Raw genomic sequence first — 19,399 nt, 5'->3', positions numbered from 1 at the left:
TCATAAAAAGATAATATATTAATTGAGTTTAAAATCTAAAAATAATTCATCTTTAATTACATCCAGAATTTCTTTAGTAATATTCACACGTTTATTCATAGACGCAGATTCCAGAAACATATTATTTTTTTTGTCAATAATCTCAAAATGAATATCTTTTGAACCTGAATTTTCATCACATACCTTGTTTAGTGTTGTTAATGTATTTTCATCCAGATCCTCTAAGTTTATTTTAATGGTTAGTTTTTTAGCATGTTTACTAATTACTTCACTAAGTTCTTCCATATTTAGGACATTGATGTAGACAAAACCATTATCCCGAATCATTCCCACGGTTATTTTAATTAATACGAATAAATTAGGAATCAGATATTTTTGTAAATCCAGATAGTTTTTTTTAAGTTTCAATGAGATAGTTCCTGTTTTATCTTCCACATCAAAAAAGGCAACTCTTGTTCTTCCATCATTAATTTCCCGATGCTCAAAACGGGTGATCATTCCAGCAATATAAACTTCTTTATTAATATAATTTTCTTTGTGTTCGTTAATTTCGGCTATATCTTTGGGCTTTATTAAGGCAATCTCATATTTATAGTTATCCATAGGGTGAGCGGAAATATAAATTCCTACTACTTCCTTTTCTTTACTCAATTTATGCATTGTACTCCACTCTTCTGTAGTGGGTATTACAGGTTTCATTACATCAAAACCTTCATCTCCCAAATCTCCAAATAAAGAATTTTGAGCAGAATTTTTATTGTCCTGATATGCAATTCCGTATTTGACCAGTTTCTCTATAGTACTAGAGCCATTTTCTTCAATAAAAAATTGGGCTCTATTATTATTGGCTAATTCATCAAAAGCACCGGCTAATACTAAATTTTCTAATACTTTTTTATTTATATTTTTTAAATCTGTCCTTTCAAAAAATTCAAATAAATTACTGTACTTACCTTTGTTTTGTCTTTCATGAACCACCGCTTCTACAGCATTTTCACCAATTCCTTTAATAGCTCCCATTCCAAAACGAATAGCCCCCTTTTCATTTACGGTAAATTCATAGTCACTTTCATTCACATCAGGACCTAATACTTCAAGTCCCATATTTTTACATTCTTCCATAAAGAAAGTAAGCGTACTAAGGTTATTTAAGTTGTTACTGAGTAGTGCCGCCATAAATTCAGCAGGGTAATGAGCTTTGAGATAAGCAGTTTGAAACGCAATAAAAGCATAACAGGTTGAATGAGATTTATTGAAGGCATATTGGGCAAAAGCTTTCCAGTCTTCCCATATTTTTTTAAGTTTATCTTCAGGATGTCCTCGCTCAATAGCTCCTTCCAGAAATCGAGCCTCCATTTTATTAAGAACTTCAATTTGTTTTTTTCCCATAGCTTTTCTCAGCACATCCGCATCTCCTTTACTGAATCCGGCTAACTTTTGAGAGAGAAGCATCACCTGCTCTTGATATACGGTAATTCCATATGTATCAGCAAGGTATTCTTCCATATCTTCCAAGTCATAAGTAATTTCTTCTTTTCCGTGTTTACGGTTAATAAAATTGGGAATGTATTGAAGCGGTCCTGGACGATATAAAGCATTCATTGCAATAAGATCTTCAAACTTATCAGGTTGAAGAGCTTTAAGATGTTTTTGCATTCCAGGGGATTCGTACTGGAATATTCCTACGGTATTTCCGTTTTTAAATATGTCATAGGTTTTTTCATCATCCAGAGGAAATTCATCAGGATTTAAAGTTTCTCCTGTACGTTTTCTGATAATTTCAATAGTATCGCTAATAATTGTAAGAGTACGAAGTCCTAGAAAGTCCATTTTTAATAATCCGGCACTTTCCACTACAGAGTTATCAAACTGAGATACGAGTAATGATGAATCTTTAGCCACGGCAACCGGAATTAAATTGGTTATATCTTCAGGTGTAATTATTACACCACAGGCATGTACTCCGGTATTACGCAAACTTCCTTCTAACTGATAGGCATTCTGTATAACTTTTCCTTCAAGATCATCCGCTTCAAATTTATGTTTGAGTTGAAGTACCGGTTCTACCTCTTCTTTACCAAAATCTTTAATCAGATCATTTTCAGACTTATTTTTTAGTTTGGTAAGGTTTAGGCTAGGGGGTAGATTCTTTGATAAACGATCGGTATCACTTAAAGGTAATTCAAGAACCCTCCCGGCATCCCGTATGGCAGATCGCCCTGCCAGCGTACCATATGTAATAATCTGGGCTACCTGATTTTCTCCATATTTATCTACTACCCACTGTATAATTTTTTCACGTCCCCGGTCGTCAAAGTCTATATCTATATCGGGAAGAGAAACCCGATCGGGATTAAGAAAACGTTCAAACAGTAAATCATATTTAATAGGGTCTATATTTGTGATTCCTATACAATAGGCAACAGCAGAACCTGCGGCAGATCCTCTTCCGGGACCCACGGATACACCCATTTTTCGGGCTTGGGAAGTAAAATCCTGTACGATAAGAAAATATCCGGGATATCCTGTTTTTGCGATAGTTTCAAGTTCAAATTCCAAACGATCTTTGGTTTCCACAGGTAGATTATTTCCATATCTTTTTTTAGCACCTTCCCAAGTTAAATAAGCTAAATAAGCATTTTCACCTCTTTTACCTCCATCGATTTGATCTTGAGGATCTTTAAATTCTTCAGGAATATCAAACTTGGGAAGTAATACATCTCGTGTTAATTGATAAGGTTCAAATTTTTTAATAAAATCTTCAAAATTTTCAATAGCTTCAGGCATATCAGCAAATAATTGAGCCATTTCTTTTTGAGATTTAAAATTATATTCCTTGTTAGGAAGTCCATAGCGTTTTCCGAATCCTCTTCCGATAGGAGTAGATTGTTTTTCTCCATCTTTAATGCAGAGTAAAATATCTTGGGTTTCAGCTTCCTCTTTATTAATATAAAAAGTATCGTTTTGTGCTAAAACTTTAACCCCGTATTTATTTGCAAATTTAATTAATACTTTATTAAGGTGCTCTTCTTCATCTAAATGATGCCGTAATAATTCTACATAAAAGTCATCACCAAATAATCCTAACCAATAGATAAAGGCTTCTTCCGCCTGTTTTTCTCCAACATTTAAGATAAGACTCGGAATTTCAGAAGATAGACCTCCGGTTGTGGCTATAAGGTTTTCTTTATATTTCTCAATAAGTTCTTTTCCAACTCTTGGAAAACCAGCATATAATCCTAATTTATAACCCAAAGTAGATAATTTGGAAAGATTTTTAAATCCATCATGATTTTTTGCAATCAGGATTTGGGTATATCTGCGATCAGGATTATCTTTAGTAAATTTATTTTGTAAATAGTTTTCAGAAATATACAATTCACATCCTATAATAGGAAGTATTTCTTTTTTTAAAGTTTCTGAAATTTCACCTGCTTCTACTTTTTTATTATGATCCTTAATAGATCCATTTGCTTTTTTTATTTCGTTTAGAAAGGCAAAGGCTCCCATTAAATTTCCTGAATCTGTAATACCAAGAGCAGGCATATTATACTCTAATGTTTTTTTTATAAGGTCCGAATGTTTACTGGTTGATGTAAGAATGGAATATACGGAATGGTTATGAAAATGAAAAAAATGAGAGTAATTAATATTTTCTACAGATTTATAATCTCCTTCTTTTTTTTCTTTTAATTGTTCATTAAAATCTTTTACCTGTTGACGGATTACTATATCGAAAGGTTGAAATGGTTCCGGATGATTTTTGATAAAAGTATTGAGCTCTTCTTCTGTAAAATGCAATTTTTGAGGACTAACCTGTTTAAGTCTCACTAATTCCCAGAAAGCTTGGGCAGTAGCATTTACGTCTGCAGCCGCATTATGTGCTTCGTCAAAATTATAACCGAATAGTTTTTCATACAATTCGGATAGTTTAGGGAACTTAAATCCGCCACCGATTCCTCCGGGTAGTGCGCAAAAGTCTGTTCCTTCACGAGCGGTATCTATAAGAGATAGATTTGCAATGGTATTTTGAATAGATTTCCTGTAGAATTCTGCTCCAACAATAGGTATATCAAATGCTATATTTTGTCCTACTAAAATAGGACTGTCAGCCAATACTGCATTAAACTTCTCTAATACCGTTTTAAGATTATGTCCTTCTGCTAATGCTTTTTCGGTACTGATACCGTGAATTTTTTGAGCATTAAAGGGAATGTCATACCCTTCAGGTTTGATAATAAAGTCATAGTTTTCAATTAAATCTCCATTTTCATCATGTAATTGCCAGGCAATTTGCACCATTCTAGGCCAATTATCGGAATCAGAAACAGGAGCATGGGCATTTGCCGGTAAACCCGTGGTTTCTGTATCAAAAACTAAAAATTTCATATAACAAAGTTAGGACTTTTTCATCTAAAAAAATTAAGATTATTTATTAGTTGTATTATAAGATAATAGAAATTTAAATTAATTTTAGTTGAAATAATTAATTTAAACATGATATTAAGAAATAAATAATTTATTTTAAAGACATTATTTTATCTAATAAAGGAGATAAGCCAGTTGAGCTGGCTTCGTCATTCCAAAAACTTAATACGCAACTTATATATTTATCTCTCACTTTATCAGCTACATAATATATAGTAAGTGTATTGCCTCCATATATTTTGGTTATTAATGATTTAATGCCTTTAAAAGAGTAAATTATCTTTTTTGCTTTGGTTGATACTCCTTCAAATTCAACATCTACCCATTCTTCAGAGTCAATTTTTCCACTTTTTCTTGATAAAGTTAAAAGAAGTTGATTTTTTATAGATTGTTTTGCGTTAACTAAACTTTTATGGATAGACCAGTTCATTTCTCCATAGTCAGGACATTGTACAGTGTTGAGAAAAGTCCAATAACAATTATTTTTACCTAAATCTATAGGTCTTCCTGCAAAATCAAGAATTTCAATATTCATAGATTTAAAATTCTCTTTAGGAATTTTATTTTCAATAATTAAATTGACCAAAGTTTGTTCTAGAGATAAATCTGAATCCCCTGTTTTACCAAACCAGATAAGAGTAGTGCTTTTATTTGGGTTTTCTAGAAAATAATAAGAATTTTTTTCTATTAGGCTATCAGATATTTTTTTTTCTTTTAATACATGTAAGTTATTAATTATAATACTATCGTTTTTAATTTTTTGGTCTTCATTCGTAATAGCATGTTTTCGGTAAAGTTTTTTTAATCCCTTTTCATTAAATTCAGAATTGAAAACCTCTTTAGATATACTATATCCATCAATATTATACCAAATTTTACCATTATTATCTTCTATAGCAGAAAGACGTTCAAAAATTTTTTCATTCTGGGCAAAAACTAGAAAAGGGAATAAAATTAAAAATAGAAATGATATTTTTTTCATAGATTATTGGTTTAAAGTAAACGTAAAAATAGGTTTCCTATTTTTAAAATATTTTCTCCAGTTAACAGGTAAATTAGGGTCATTTAAAGAGATCCCATCTACAGGAAAAATATCAAATTTAGTAAACCAATTTTGGGGATTTTCTGCATCTTTTTTGTAATGAGCTTGTCTTACTAAAAGGCTATCATTGGGAGGTACTTCAAAACTTTGTGTAATGACATAAGAACCATTCAATTGAGAAAATTTTAAAACGGATGCTTTAAAATTAATTGGCTTATCAGAAGTGTTTTTTACATAAAAAGTTGTTAAAGGATAATTACCGATACCACAACTTGTCAAAAATAATAAAAATAAAGCAGTGATTATATTTTTCATTATTGTTAGTTATTTAATTCTAGGCGATGCTAAGATAATTAATTTTGTAAAATAAAAGATTTTTTTTAGAAAATACTTAAATCTAACTTTTTACTTAAGCTTTCCATAATATAAACTCCTGGAACTGAGTTTCCATGGTTATCTAATGAAGGATTAAAGGTTCCTATGCCGTATTTTCCTGGTACAACGCCCATAATTCCTCCACCAACACCAGATTTTGAGGGAAAACCAACTTTACGAGAATATTCGCCACTATAATCATACATACCACAAGTAAGCATTATAGAATTGATTAGTTTACTCATTTCCGGGTTATAATAGGTTTTATCTCCGTCAAAACGAGTACAATCATGAGCAAAAAAATAACCGATTTTAGCTAAATCTTCTGCATTTACCTCTATGGAACATTGTCTAAAATAGTTATTCAGGCTTTCCTCATCTTCAGCTTCAAATAAGCCATAATTTTTTAATAAATAAAACATTCCCCGGTTACGGTTTCCGGTTTTTTTTTCGGAAAGATATACAGCCTGATTGATCGTAATAGATTCATTTTTAGTAATAAAACGAATCATCTTCAAAATTTTGAGATAGGCCTCTTCTTTTTTTCCTAGTATTAAAGAAGTTGTAACAATAGCGCCCGCATTCATCATAGGGTTTAGAGGTTTGTTCTGTGTTTGAATTTCCTCAAAAGAATTAAAAGGAGCGTTGGTGCCATAATAACCCATTCGTTCAAAAATGTAAGATTCTCCTCTTTCTTTAACGGCAATCATAAGAGCTATAACTTTAGAAATACTTTGTATAGTAAATTTGTTTTGGGTATCTCCTTTTGTATATAGTTTGCCTTTATTATCAATGATAGCGATTCCAACTAAATTCTTATTTGCTTTACTTAATTCAGGGATGTAGTCTGCAACTTGTCCTTTAGAAATATATGTTTGGCTGTCTTCCCAAATAGTAGAAAGTAGATCATTTATGTTTTGTTCATTTTTATTGATTACTATCGTATTTTCTTTTCTAGTTTGAGTAAAACAGGAGTTTGTCAAAGAAAAGAAAATAATGCATAAGTAAAATATATGTTTCATAACATTAATGTATATTAATTTAATCATGTAAAATATGTTTTTATTTTAATTTTTTAAAAATAATGACAAATTATTAGAAAAAATATAAATTGGGTCTAATTTTTGTTTTTCAAATATAATAACTCTTAAAATATAATGTTAAGTTATGGAAAATATATTAGAAAAACTTCAAAATGAAGTAGGTTTAACTAAAGATCAAGCAATGAAAACGTTATCTGTATTAAAAGATTTTATGGATAAAGAAAACATTCACATAGATTGGAATAAATTTTTTAAAGGGAAATATGAAAATATGAAAGAATCTATATCTACATTTTTTAGTAATATGTCAGATAAGGCAGAAGATTTTGGGAATAAGATAAGTGATAAAGTAGGGGATATGACCGCAGAAGCAAAACGTAAAATAAAAGATATATCAAAAGATAAATAAAATAATTATAATTTTAATAAAAAAGAAGCTTATATTATCAAGCTTCTTTTTTGTTTTTAATAATAATGTATGATCTTTATTTAATATAAATTTTTATTAAATAAATTTATTTGTAAATTATTTAATAAATTCTTTTAATTTAGATTTAATAAGCAAATTTAATATCTCCTAACTTTAAATTCTAAATTAATAAATGATTATATACAATATATTTTATTAAAAAAATGGTCTTTTCTATTTTATTTGACACCTAATTTTTTATTTTATAGATAAAATTTGTGAAATTGTTATTTTAAACGTATTTTTTAATATTAAAAAGAGAGGTGTTTTTTATAAATATAAAAATATTTTCTAAAAAAAATATATATAATAAAAAAATAAGATATGTTAAAATATTTAGTTCTATAATTAAATAAAACACATTATAGAAGATTGAAATCATAATAATTTTATTAATGTCCTGAAATGATCTTTTAAGGAATAAATAAATATAGGAATTTATAAAATATGTATTTTTGCTTCAATTTTATAATAAAATAAAAATGTTAGTATTAAAATTTGGAGGCACTAGTGTAGGGAGTGCTGAACGTATAAAGAATCTTGCAGAACTGACAAAAAACCAAGAGTCTAAAATAGTTGTTTTATCTGCTATGAGTGGAACTACTAATTCTTTAGTAGAAATATCTCAGTCATTATATAAAAAAAATATTAAGAAAGCTCAAGAATTAATAGATGCTCTTGAAAAAAAGTATAGAGAAGAAATAAAAGATTTATATACAAATAAAACTATTTTACAAAAAGGAAATGAATTAATAGACCAATATTTTGAGTATATAAGGACCTTTATTGATTATCCCTTATTTACTGCAAAAGAAGAGAAAATCATATTATCGCAAGGAGAGCTTTTAAGTACTCATATGTTTCATTATTATTTAAGTGAAATAGGAGAAAAATCAATTATACTTCCGGCTTTAGACTTTATGAGAATTAATAAGGAAGGTGAGCCGGATATGTCCTATATAGAAGAACATATTCAAAAAGAGCTTAAAAAATATCCGGAGATAAATTTTTTTATAACCCAAGGTTATATATGTAAAAATGCACAAGGTGATATAGATAATCTCCAAAGAGGAGGTAGTGATTATACAGCATGTATTATAGGAGCGGTAATTGAAGCCAAAGAAATACAAATATGGACGGATATTGACGGGATGCATAACAACGATCCTCGATTTGTAGAAAAAACACATCCAATTGATGAATTAAGCTTTGAAGAAGCGGCTGAACTCGCTTATTTTGGGGCTAAAATTTTACATCCTACTTGTATTCTTCCAGCTCAAAAAAGAGGTATTCCGGTATCTCTTAAAAATACTATGCAGCCCGATGCCAAAGGAACCTTAATTGGCAATATTAAAACTCCAGATGGAATACGAGCTGTTGCTGCTAAAGATGGAATTTATGCTATAACTATAAGAAGTGGTAGAATGCTGCTTGCCTATGGATTTCTCAAAACTATATTTGAAATATTTGATAAATATAGAACTTCCATTGATATGATAACAACTTCAGAGGTAGCAGTATCTCTGACAATAGATAATGATTCTTATTTGGATAATATTATAACAGAATTAAAAGAAATAGCGAATGTAGAGCTAGAAAAAGACCAAACTATTATAGCAATAGTTGGAAATTTAGCCAAAAAAGAAGCAGGTTATGGGGTGAAAATATTAGATGCGTTTAAAGAAATTCCTTTACATATGATTTCTTATGGAGGCAGCGAACATAATATTTCAGTAGTTATAGATAGTAAATTTAAAAAAGAAGCTTTACAAGCATTAAATACCAAGTTATTTGGTTATTAGTTATTAAATGTAACTACTTTAAAATATTTAGTTTAAAAGGACAATTGATACATATCAATTGTCCTTTTTTTATGCATAATTAATATTAAAGTTTATGGTAGTATTGCGTGTTTGTTAATATTTTTCATGTTGTTTTTATAATATATGATAAAATATGAATAAAAAATAATAAAGCGATTAATTAAGGTTTCATTAAACATGATATTTATCATTAATAACATAAAACATAATGTAAATTATGAAAAATAAGAATATTACAAAATTATATTTTTAAATATTATTAATCTTAATTTAATTATAGATAGATCATTATTGTATTTTTTAATTTTTTTTTAATTTTTTTTCTACTTTTATTGATAAATAAATAATAAATATCTTAAAACTAAAGTCAAAAATGGAAGAGAGCAATCAACAAAATGTGCAGAATTATTGGATGGATGCTGCTAATAAAATAAATTGGTTTAAAACTCCTAATAAATTTTATGCACAAAAAGAAGGACATGATATTTGGTTTGAAGATGGAATTGTCAATTTGTCCTACCTATGTATTGATAAACATATTAACGATGGATTTGGAAATAATATAGCTTTAATATTTGATTCACCCAATATACAAATACAGAAATCCTATACATATAATGAAGTTAAGGAAAAAGTAGAAAAATTATCAGGAGGATTAAAAAAATTAGGATTAAAAAAGGGAGATGTAGCACTTATATATATGCCTATGATACCGGAAACAGCTTTTTCTATTTTAGCTTGTGCTCGATTAGGTGTCACATTTTCAGTTGTTTATTGCGGATATTCAGCAAGTGAAATAGCAATGCGAATAAATGATTGTAAGCCCAAAATTGTTATTACAGCTAGTTCTAGTATTGATGTTGATAGAATAATTTCATTTAAACCTATTGTAGATGAAGCTATATCCCTCTCAAATCATACTCCTGATAAAATAATAACATATAACAGGAAATTGGGGTTCATGTATAGTCATAACAAACATGATGTAGATTTTGAAGAATTATTAAATAGTTCAAACCCTGAAAAATATGTAGAAGTAACCTCTAACTTTCCGGCATATATATTATATACATCAGGAGTGAAAGGTAGTGCCAGGGGAGCTGTATATAATACAGGAGATTACGCTGTGGCATTAAAAGATGTTATGAATAACATATTAAAATGTAAACCAGATGAAACTATTTTTACGGCATTTGATATAGGAGGAGGAATAGGACATACGTTTTTAGTATTAGCACCTATGATTAACAGATCAACTTCTGTTATTTATGAAGGAAGCTCCATCCGAACTCCCGATCCAGGAGCTTATTGGAGAATAATTCAGCAATATAAGGTCAAAGTTTTATTAACTCCACATACCAATATAAGAAAAATATTAAATGCAGATTCAGAAGGTAAATACTTTTTTAAATATAACGTAGACTCTTTACATAGAATAGTACTATCGGGAGAAGATTCAGGAAAGGATATAATAACATGGTTACGCAAACATAGTCAGGTAGAAATTGCAAATTTATGGTGGCATTCAGAAGGTGCTTGGCCATTATTAGGGAAAATAATAAAAAAAGGAAAAAAAGATCCATTACCAGATTCTATTGGAAAGCCAATAAGAGGTTTTAATATGAAAATCGTAGATTCCAATGGACAATTATCAATAACAGGAGAAACAGGTATAATTGTAGCTGTTAAACCCTTACCGCCAGGTTCATTTAGTTACATAAATAATAATAAGCCTGAAGATGAATTTGTAACCATGAAATTATCGAAATATTATAATACTGGTGGAGTAGGTTATCAAGATAAAAAAGGGAATTTTTATACAACAGGAAGCTTAGGCGATATAATTAATGTTGCAGGACAAAGATTATCCGTTATGGAGCTAGAAAAAATATTATCTTCTCACTCTAAAATATCAGAAGTTGCAGTTATTGGAGTAAGAGATTCAGTTAAAGGGCAAGCAATTATTGCAGTACCTGTAATTAAAGCTTTTGAACAAGTTGATATTTATAAATTAACAGAAGAATTGCGAGGAGAGGTTGTTGATAAAATGGGAATAAATGCAGATTTGAAACAAGTAATTTACGTAAAAAGGCTTCCAAAAAATAAATCAGGAGAAATACAGAGAAATATACTTAGTAAAATAGCAGAAGGAGAAGACTATAAAATAATCGAAAACAATCAAAATTCCATAATTGTTTCAGAAATAGAGCAAGCCTTTAAATCAGAAAATGTAGTAAAAAAAAATCAGGAAAAAAATATAGATGAGTTGGTTATTAAAGATAATATAGATTATGATAGAATTTATAATATAAGTATTGACCAACCTGAAGGTTTTTGGAGTGAAGTAGCCCAAACATTTTTATGGAAGAAACCTTGGAAATCTGTTTTGGAATATAATTTTGATCGAGCCGATTTTCGATGGTTTAAAGAAGGAAAACTCAATATTACCGAAAATTGTTTAGATCGTCATTTAGAAAAAAATGGAGATAAGATAGCATTACTATGGGAATCTAATGAGCCACAGGAACTTCATAGAAAATTTACTTATAAAGAATTACATCAGGAAGTCTGTAAATTAAGTAATGTACTTAAAAGTAAAGGAATAAAAAAAGGAGATAGAATATGTATCTATCTTCCTATGGTTCCCGAATTGCTAATAAGTTTGTTAGCATGTGCCAGAATAGGGGCCATACATTCCGTTGTATTTGCAGGATTTTCTTCCACAGCTTTGGTTTCTAGAATAAATGACTCCGAATGTAAACTAATAATTACCTGTGATGGTAACTATCGAGGTTCAAAATATATAAATTTAAAAGCAATTGTAGATGAAGCTCTTCAAGAAACTCCATCTATAGAAACAGTATTAGTTCTCAACAGATCCAATAAATTATTAGAAATAAAAGGGAAAAAAGAAATTTGGTGGCATGAAGAAATGAAAAAAGCCAGTTCTATATGTCCAGCAGAAGAAATGGATGCAGAAGATCCCTTATTTATACTTTATACTTCAGGATCTACAGGCAAACCTAAAGGTATGGTACACACTTGTGGAGGATATATGGTTTATGTAACCTATGCATTTAAAAATGTATTTCAAATAGGAGATCCTGAAGATGTTTATTTTTGTACAGCCGATATAGGTTGGATTACCGGGCATTCATTTATAGTTTATGCCCCATTATGTTCAGGAATAACTACTGTTATGTTTGAAGGAGCTCCTTCATATCCCGATTATGGAAGGTTTTGGCAAATAATAGATAAATTTAAGGTTACACATTTTTATACAGCTCCTACCGCTATAAGATCATTAGAAGCACAACCCATACATTATGTTGAAAACCATGATTTAGGCACCTTGAAAGTATTAGGAACAGTAGGAGAACCCATTAATGAAGAAGCATGGGAATGGTATAATGAAAAAATAGGGAAAGGAAATTGTCCTATTGTAGATACATGGTGGCAGACTGAAACGGGAGGATTTATGATTGCTCCTTTAGCCGGCATTACAGCTACAAAACCAGCTTTTGCAACCAAACCGTTACCAGGAATTCAGGCTTGTTTAATGGATAGTGAAGGCAGAGAGATAGAAACAGTTAAAGGAGAGGGGAACTTATGTATTAAATTCCCTTGGCCAGGAATGGCTAGGACTATTTATGGAGATCATCAAAGATATATTGATACATATTTTAGTGCATATAAAGGAAAATATTTTACAGGAGATGCAGGTTTAAGAGATTTAGCAGGTAACTATAGAATTACAGGAAGAGTAGATGATGTAATTATTGTTTCAGGACATAATTTAGGTACTGCACCTATAGAAAATGTTATAAATGAACATTATCTGGTTACTGAATCCGCAGTTGTAGGATTTCCTCATGATATAAAGGGAAATGCATTGTATGCTTTTATTATTACCTATGAAAAGCCGGAAGATGAAGAATTGGTGAAAAAAGAAATTCAAACCAGAATATCTAGAACCATTGGTCCGATAGCAAAAATAGATAAAATACAATTTGTAGAAGGTTTACCACGTACCCGATCAGGAAAAATTATGCGAAGAATATTAAGGAAAATAGCATCTAACGAATTGGAAGGATTAGGAGATAATTCTACTTTACTTAATCCGGAAGTAGTAGATCAAATTATAAAAGGGAAACTTTAGAATTATAACTAAATATATTAAAATAGGTTTAGCATTATTAAGCTGAAATTTTTTATAATCAAAATAAGAACCATAATATATTCACTGGTTACTTTCACAAACATTTAATAATAAACATGTTAATTCATAAATACATTTTAATATCTATCAGGCTATGAAAGAGAAATAGAGTTATTTTTACAATAGAACAGATTATATTTTCTCATATGTTGTAAATTAAAATAATTAAAATAGGAAAAGGTATTGTAAAGGTTAGGAAACGAAAATTATCAAAAATATTAGAATAGAGATATTTTAGTAGTTTCCTTTTATAGTATATAAAACAAAATAAATAACTTATAACCAGTCATTTATCAAGGGGAGATTAAAGTAAGTCGACTACCGATAAATAAATTAAATATTTATATAGTAGAGGAGGATATAGCAAACATCATGAAGATGTATAATTTAGAAAAAAATAGATATTACATCCACGTCTAAATATTTAACTAGTATCATGTTTGAATAAATGTTTATTGATACAATAAAAAATATAAACTAAAATTTCTTTTCCGAATAATTTTTCTTAATTTTCATAAGTATCAAAGAATATTTACAATTTTAAAACACACATAGTTCACCTCATAAGTAATAAATAAAATATGAATGAAAACAGCAATAGTTTTAGGGGTATCAGGATTAGTTGGAAGTAAATTAGTTGATATTCTTTTAAAAAGTAAAGAATATACTAAAGTTATAATTTTTGTAAGAAGGAAGATAGAATTAAGTAACAGTAAACTAATACAATACAGTATTGATTTTAATAGCATAGATCTTTATAATAACTATATAAAAGGAGATGATTTTTTTTGTTGTATAGGAACTACAATAAAAAAAGCCAAAACCAGAGAAAAATTCATGAAAATTGATTACTACTACCCTGTAAAATTTGCAGAAATAGCAAAAGAGAATGGAATGAAGAACTTTTTACTAATAACTTCAATAGAAGCAAATCCCCGATCAAGCAATTATTACCTTAGAACTAAAGGAATTTTAGAAAAAAGAATACAAGAAATGAAATTTTCAGGAACATTTATTTTTCGCCCCTCCATTTTATTAGGTAAAAGAAAAGAAATAAGAATTGGAGAAAAAGTAGGGGGGATTATACTGTCATTTTTTTCTATATTTTTATTAGGAAGATTAAAAAAATACAAACCTATACAAGCGGCACAAGTGGCTTATGCTATGTATAAAACAGCACAGGAAAATCTTTTAAATGTGCATATATATGAATCCGATCAAATACAGAAAATTTAATTAATGTAATCCAATACATATAAAGGGATTTTATCACTCAATCCCTTATTCATCATCATATTAACATATATATGATAATTGTAAGTAGCATTTTTCAGGGCTTTCTTTTTTCTATATACATCTCCCAAATTCAAGTAAGCAACCATTCGGTCAGGAAATTGACGTATAACATTCTTTAGTAACTCTTCAGCAGGATTAAGAATGTTCATTTGTTCTAAATAGTAACCACTGTCATTGGCGTATTGCACATTTTTTAGCGTTATTGTAGAATAATCAATATCTGATACTCTATTATAACTATATTTGTAAGAGATCAAAAATATTTCACGTTCTGTTAGAATTTTTTTTAAGTATTTTTCCTGATTTTTTTCCTTAATATTTTTTAACTGCTCAAGTAATTTTTTAAAATTTCCAGGTTCAAAGCCAATAGAAATAATTTCTGCTTTTTGATTAAATTGGGCTAAATAATTTTCAGCATAAAAATCTTTAATTGAAATTATAGGATTTAATATTTTATAATAAGAATTAGAAACAAAGCCGGCATCATTTCCTCCTAATAAAATAGTAGATGCTAGAAACCAGTTTTGTTTCTTTTTGTTAAAAATAAAATGAAACTCTTTAAATTGAGGAGCAATGCTTGGTCCCCAAGGAATATCGATGACAAGAGTATCTCTGTGTAGATAAAAATCCTGGATACCGGCATTATTACAGCTAAGGCAGAAAAAAGCATTTAAATTAGCAAACTTTAGATCGTAAGTATTGTTTTTTCTTTTCATAAAAAGCTAAACCTTTACTAATATAATCTTGAGAAGAATATTTATATAAAGAAAATAAAGCGTCAAAAGAAAGGGTATTAGCTTTTTCATAGGATAGGAAAAAACCATCTATTCCATTTTCTTCAAGAGTCGTAGTTTTTATTTTTTTAGTTCGGATATTATCAGTGTTTATGTTGTTTGAAATAAGTTCATAAGATAAATTATCAGGGAGTTCTGTTGAGCATATGCTCTTCTTTTGTCCCCAGAGAGAACAGGATAAAAAGAATAAAAATATTATTTTTTTTATAATACAAATAAAGAATTTCATTTCAAAAATAAAAAATAAAATCATATGAAGAAGAAAAGAGACAATGGACTAAATTACATTTTAGTGAATATTAATAAATTATAAAGAATATAATTTTTTAGCCTAAAAATAAAAAAACAAACTAAAACTAAAAATTAATAAAAAATTTCTAATTTCGCAAAAAATTTTACGCATGAATTTGGTAATTGTGGAATCGCCAGCAAAGGCAAAAACCATAAAAAAATTTCTAGGAAAGGACTTTGAAGTAGAATCAAGTTATGGACATATAACTGATTTAGCTAAAAAAGATATGGGGATTGATATGAAAAAATTAGAGCCCATTTACCAAGTTTCTTCCGATAAAAAAGAAGTAGTTAAAAAATTAAAATCATTAGCTAAAAAAGCAGAAGTTGTTTGGTTGGCTTCCGATGAAGATCGGGAAGGAGAGGCCATAGCTTGGCATTTATATAATGAATTGAAATTAAAACCTGAAAATACGAAAAGAATAGTATTTCATGAAATTACTAAAAATGCAATTCAAAAAGCTATACAGAATCCAAGGGATATTGATATTAATTTAGTTAATGCGCAACAGGCACGTAGAGTTTTAGACAGATTAGTAGGATTCGAAATGTCTCCTATTCTTTGGTCAAAAGTAAAAGCTGGTTTATCTGCAGGAAGAGTGCAATCAGTAGCAGTGCGTTTAATTTGTGAAAGAGAAAATGAAATACAAAATTTCGTATCTGTTCCCAGCTACAAAATAGAAGCAGATTTTTTTAATAATACACAAAATTTACTAAAAAGTAAACTTAATACTGATTTTAGTGAATATTCTCAGGCATTAAATTTTATAAAAAAAGCTCAATCAAAAGAATTTGTTGTTTCAAATATAGAAACTAAACCTGGAAAAAGAACCCCTTCAGCACCATTTACAACTTCCACCTTACAACAAGAAGCTTCCAAATTAGGATTTTCAGTTAGTAGAACAATGATGCTTGCTCAACAGTTGTATGAATCCGGACATATAACCTATATGAGAACGGATAGTGTAAATTTATCTGAGGAAGCTATTAATTTGGCTAAAAATGTAATTAAAGAACAATTTGGAGAAAAATATTTACAATCCAGACAATTTACAACAAAAAGCAAGTCAGCCCAAGAAGCTCACGAAGCTATACGACCTACAAATTTGGCTATTCAAACAGCAGGGGCAGATGAAGCACAAAAAAAATTATATCATTTAATATGGCGTAGGACATTAGCCTCTCAAATGTCAGATGCCCAATTGGAAAGAACAATAATTGAAATAACCAATCCGGATCTTCAGGAAAAATTTATAGCAAAAGGAGAGGTAATTGTTTTTGATGGTTTTTTAAAACTATATCATATACAATCAGAAGATGAATTTAGTAATGATGAAGAAAAGGAAGAAGGGCTTTTACCTAAAGTAGAAAAAGGAGAAGTATTGAATCTAAAAGAAATGGTTGGAACAGAAAAATTCAGTAGACCTCCTGCCAGGTATAATGAAGCCTCTCTAGTAAAAAAACTCGAAGAATTAGGAATAGGAAGACCTTCTACTTATGCTCCTACAATTTCAACCATTCAAAAAAGACAATATGTAGAAATTAGAGATTTGGAACCTAAAAAACGAGAAATACAAAAAATTGTTTTAAAAAACGAAATAATAAAAGAAAGTAAAGAGAAAGAAAATTATGCAGGAGATCGAAGAAAATTATTTCCTACAGATATAGGATTAGTAGTAAATGAATTTCTAATAGGAAATTTTCCAAATATATTAGATTATAATTTTACTGCAAAAGTAGAAGAAGATTTTGATAACATAGCAGAAGGAGAAGAAAATTGGAAAGAAATGCTCACAGAGTTTTATAAAGATTTTCATCCACATGTAGAAGATGTAAAAAAAACAGCAGAACGAGCTACAGGAGAAAAACTATTAGGACAGGATCCTGAAAGTGGAAAAAATGTATATGCTAGGATAGGTCGTTTTGGTCCTATGGTTCAAATAGGAGATACAGATAGTGAAGAAAAACCCAGATTTGCTGGTTTAATGCCTGGACAACAAATTAATACCATAACCCTGAAAGAAGCCCTTAAATTATTTGAATTGCCAAGGTATTTAGGAGAGTATGAAGGAAAAAAAGTGGAGGTAAATGTAGGAAGATTCGGTCCTTATGTAAAGCACGATAATAAATTTGTATCCTTAAAGCCAAAAGAAGGAGATGAAATATCCACAATAACCTTAGAAAGAGCAATAGAATTAATAGAAACTAAAAGAAGTGCTGACAAAAATAAATTTATAAAATCTTTTGATCAAGAAGATCCTGTAATAGAGATACTTATGGGTAGATGGGGACCTTACATTAAACAAGGAAAAGAAAATTACAGAATATCAAAAGAGATAGATGCCGAAAAATTGACATTAGAAGAGGTTAAAAAAATAATATCGGTAAAAGCAACAAAGCCCAAAAGTAAAACTAAGGCAAAGTCTAAAAAAAATTAGTGAAAACCTTACAAGAATATTTGCATCCGGTCGATGAATCGATGATTCATTTACATCCCAATTCCATAGGGAATAAGGTAAAACTTTATTGGAAGAATAAGTTAAAAGAAAATAGTATCGCTATAATCGGTTGCCCGGATTTAAGAGGATCTTTATGCAATAAAGAATATTCGAACATTAGACTCATAAGAAAAGAATTATATGAGTTAATTTGGAATGATTGGGATATAGATTTATATGATTTAGGAGATATTGTTCCTGGAAAAGATTGGGAAGACACTAATTTTGCGTTACAACGTGTAATTGAAGTTCTTTTAAAAATGAAAGTTTTTCCTATAGTTTTAGGAGGAAGTATAAGCTTAAACTTATCCATATATAAAGCACTTTCAAAATTAGATAAACCCTTAAACTATACAGCAATAGACTCAAAAATAGAAATAAATAACTCTATAGAAGTAAATACAGATAAAAATTATTTATATCAAATGATGTTGCAAGAGCCAAGTTTACTTTTTAATTTTGCAAACATAGGGTATCAGAGTTATTTTGTTTCAAAACCTACATTAAAAATACTTAATAGTATTGATTTTGAGGGATATAGATTAGGAGATATTTCAGAGAATATAAAAAATTCTGAACCAGTATTTAGGAGTTCTGATTTTATTGCAATTAATTTAGATTCAATAGAATCAATTGATGGGAGTCTTTCTTCTGGAAGTACCCCCAATGGTTTTACAAATAGAGAAATATGTACTTTAACAAAGTATGTTGGATTATCTAAACAAATAAAAATTCTAGGGATATTTAATTTTTTAGGATATTCACACAATAAAATGAATGAAAAGTTAGTTTCTCAAATGTTATGGTACTTTATAGAAGGAAAGAACCAACAACAATATTATGAAAATGAAGAATACATAAAATATATTGTATTACATGAAGATAAAGAACTAATTTTTTTGAAAGATAAATATGTTGATAAATGGTGGTTAGCAGTAAATTTCGAATATGAAAAAAAGTCAACATTCTTAGTTCCTTGTTCAGAAAAAGATTATAAAGAAGCATTAAAAGGGAATATTCCCGAAAGATATTGGAAAACGTTTAAACGATTTTTATAAAATTAAAAACTTAATAAATATTAATTTCGTTTATAACAAACAAAAATTTTTAAATGAACTAAA

The 19,399-nt window shown here is 29.0% G+C and carries 12 protein-coding genes; 6 read left to right on the top strand and 6 right to left on the bottom strand.

Features of this window, described 5'->3' with window-relative positions:
• Nucleotides 1-18: 18 nt before the first annotated feature.
• The 4 genes from dnaE to glsA all read right to left on the bottom strand — a co-directional run bounded on the left by dnaE (nt 19) and on the right by glsA (nt 6,894).
• Nucleotides 19-4,389, bottom strand: a complete 4,371-nt coding sequence (dnaE, locus tag C4S77_RS09215) for a DNA polymerase III subunit alpha (protein WP_105247293.1) — start codon at nt 4,387-4,389, stop codon at nt 19-21.
• A gap of 130 nt (nt 4,390-4,519) precedes the next feature.
• Nucleotides 4,520-5,410 carry a hypothetical protein gene (locus C4S77_RS09210; protein WP_105247292.1) on the bottom strand — a complete coding sequence of 297 codons (891 nt, stop codon included), beginning with the start codon at nt 5,408-5,410 and terminating at the stop codon, nt 4,520-4,522.
• A 3-nt stretch (nt 5,411-5,413) separates the two neighbouring features.
• Nucleotides 5,414-5,785: a hypothetical protein gene (locus C4S77_RS09205; protein ID WP_105247291.1), complete on the bottom strand. Its 372-nt coding sequence runs from the start codon at nt 5,783-5,785 to the stop codon at nt 5,414-5,416.
• A gap of 65 nt (nt 5,786-5,850) precedes the next feature.
• On the bottom strand, nt 5,851-6,894 hold the full coding sequence (gene glsA, locus C4S77_RS09200; RefSeq protein WP_260209730.1) for a glutaminase A: 1,044 nt from the start codon (nt 6,892-6,894) through the stop codon (nt 5,851-5,853).
• A 118-nt stretch (nt 6,895-7,012) separates the two neighbouring features.
• On the opposite strand from glsA, the gene C4S77_RS09195 reads away from it, so the two are divergent.
• The 4 genes from C4S77_RS09195 (at nt 7,013) to C4S77_RS09180 (ending at nt 14,635) form a co-directional block, all read left to right on the top strand.
• On the top strand, nt 7,013-7,297 hold the full coding sequence (locus tag C4S77_RS09195; RefSeq protein WP_105247289.1) for a hypothetical protein: 285 nt from the start codon (nt 7,013-7,015) through the stop codon (nt 7,295-7,297).
• A 542-nt stretch (nt 7,298-7,839) separates the two neighbouring features.
• Entirely contained in the window at nt 7,840-9,159 is a 1,320-nt protein-coding gene (locus tag C4S77_RS09190; protein ID WP_105247288.1) for an aspartate kinase, read from the top strand.
• Nucleotides 9,160-9,553: 394 nt separating this feature from the next.
• Nucleotides 9,554-13,339, top strand: a complete 3,786-nt coding sequence (acs, locus tag C4S77_RS09185) for an acetate--CoA ligase (RefSeq protein WP_260209728.1) — start codon at nt 9,554-9,556, stop codon at nt 13,337-13,339.
• Between the two features lie 645 nt (nt 13,340-13,984).
• Nucleotides 13,985-14,635, top strand: coding sequence for an NAD-dependent epimerase/dehydratase family protein (locus C4S77_RS09180; RefSeq protein WP_105247287.1), 651 nt, complete (start codon nt 13,985-13,987; stop codon nt 14,633-14,635).
• On the opposite strand, the gene C4S77_RS09175 is transcribed toward C4S77_RS09180, so the two are convergent.
• Both C4S77_RS09175 and C4S77_RS09170 read right to left on the bottom strand, forming a co-directional pair.
• Entirely contained in the window at nt 14,632-15,411 is a 780-nt protein-coding gene (locus C4S77_RS09175) for a tetratricopeptide repeat protein (protein WP_105247286.1), read from the bottom strand. The genes C4S77_RS09180 and C4S77_RS09175 overlap by 4 nt on opposite strands.
• On the bottom strand, nt 15,371-15,718 hold the full coding sequence (locus C4S77_RS09170) for a hypothetical protein (RefSeq protein ID WP_146106088.1): 348 nt from the start codon (nt 15,716-15,718) through the stop codon (nt 15,371-15,373). The genes C4S77_RS09175 and C4S77_RS09170 overlap by 41 nt, the downstream gene beginning before the upstream one ends.
• 172 nt (nt 15,719-15,890) lie before the next feature.
• On the opposite strand from C4S77_RS09170, the gene topA reads away from it, so the two are divergent.
• Nucleotides 15,891-18,218 carry a type I DNA topoisomerase gene (gene topA / locus C4S77_RS09165; RefSeq protein WP_105247284.1) on the top strand — a complete coding sequence of 776 codons (2,328 nt, stop codon included), beginning with the start codon at nt 15,891-15,893 and terminating at the stop codon, nt 18,216-18,218.
• A complete protein-coding gene (locus C4S77_RS09160; protein WP_146106087.1) occupies nt 18,218-19,336 on the top strand; it encodes an arginase family protein in 1,119 nt (372 codons plus the stop codon). Before topA ends, C4S77_RS09160 begins: the two co-directional genes overlap by 1 nt.
• Nucleotides 19,337-19,399: the final 63 nt, after the last annotated feature.

Origin of the sequence: Apibacter adventoris (assembly GCF_002964975.1) — a bacterium.
GTDB lineage: Bacteria > Bacteroidota > Bacteroidia > Flavobacteriales > Weeksellaceae > Apibacter > Apibacter adventoris.
Note: the sequence above shows the minus strand (reverse complement) of the source record. Positions and strands in the feature narration are given on the sequence as shown.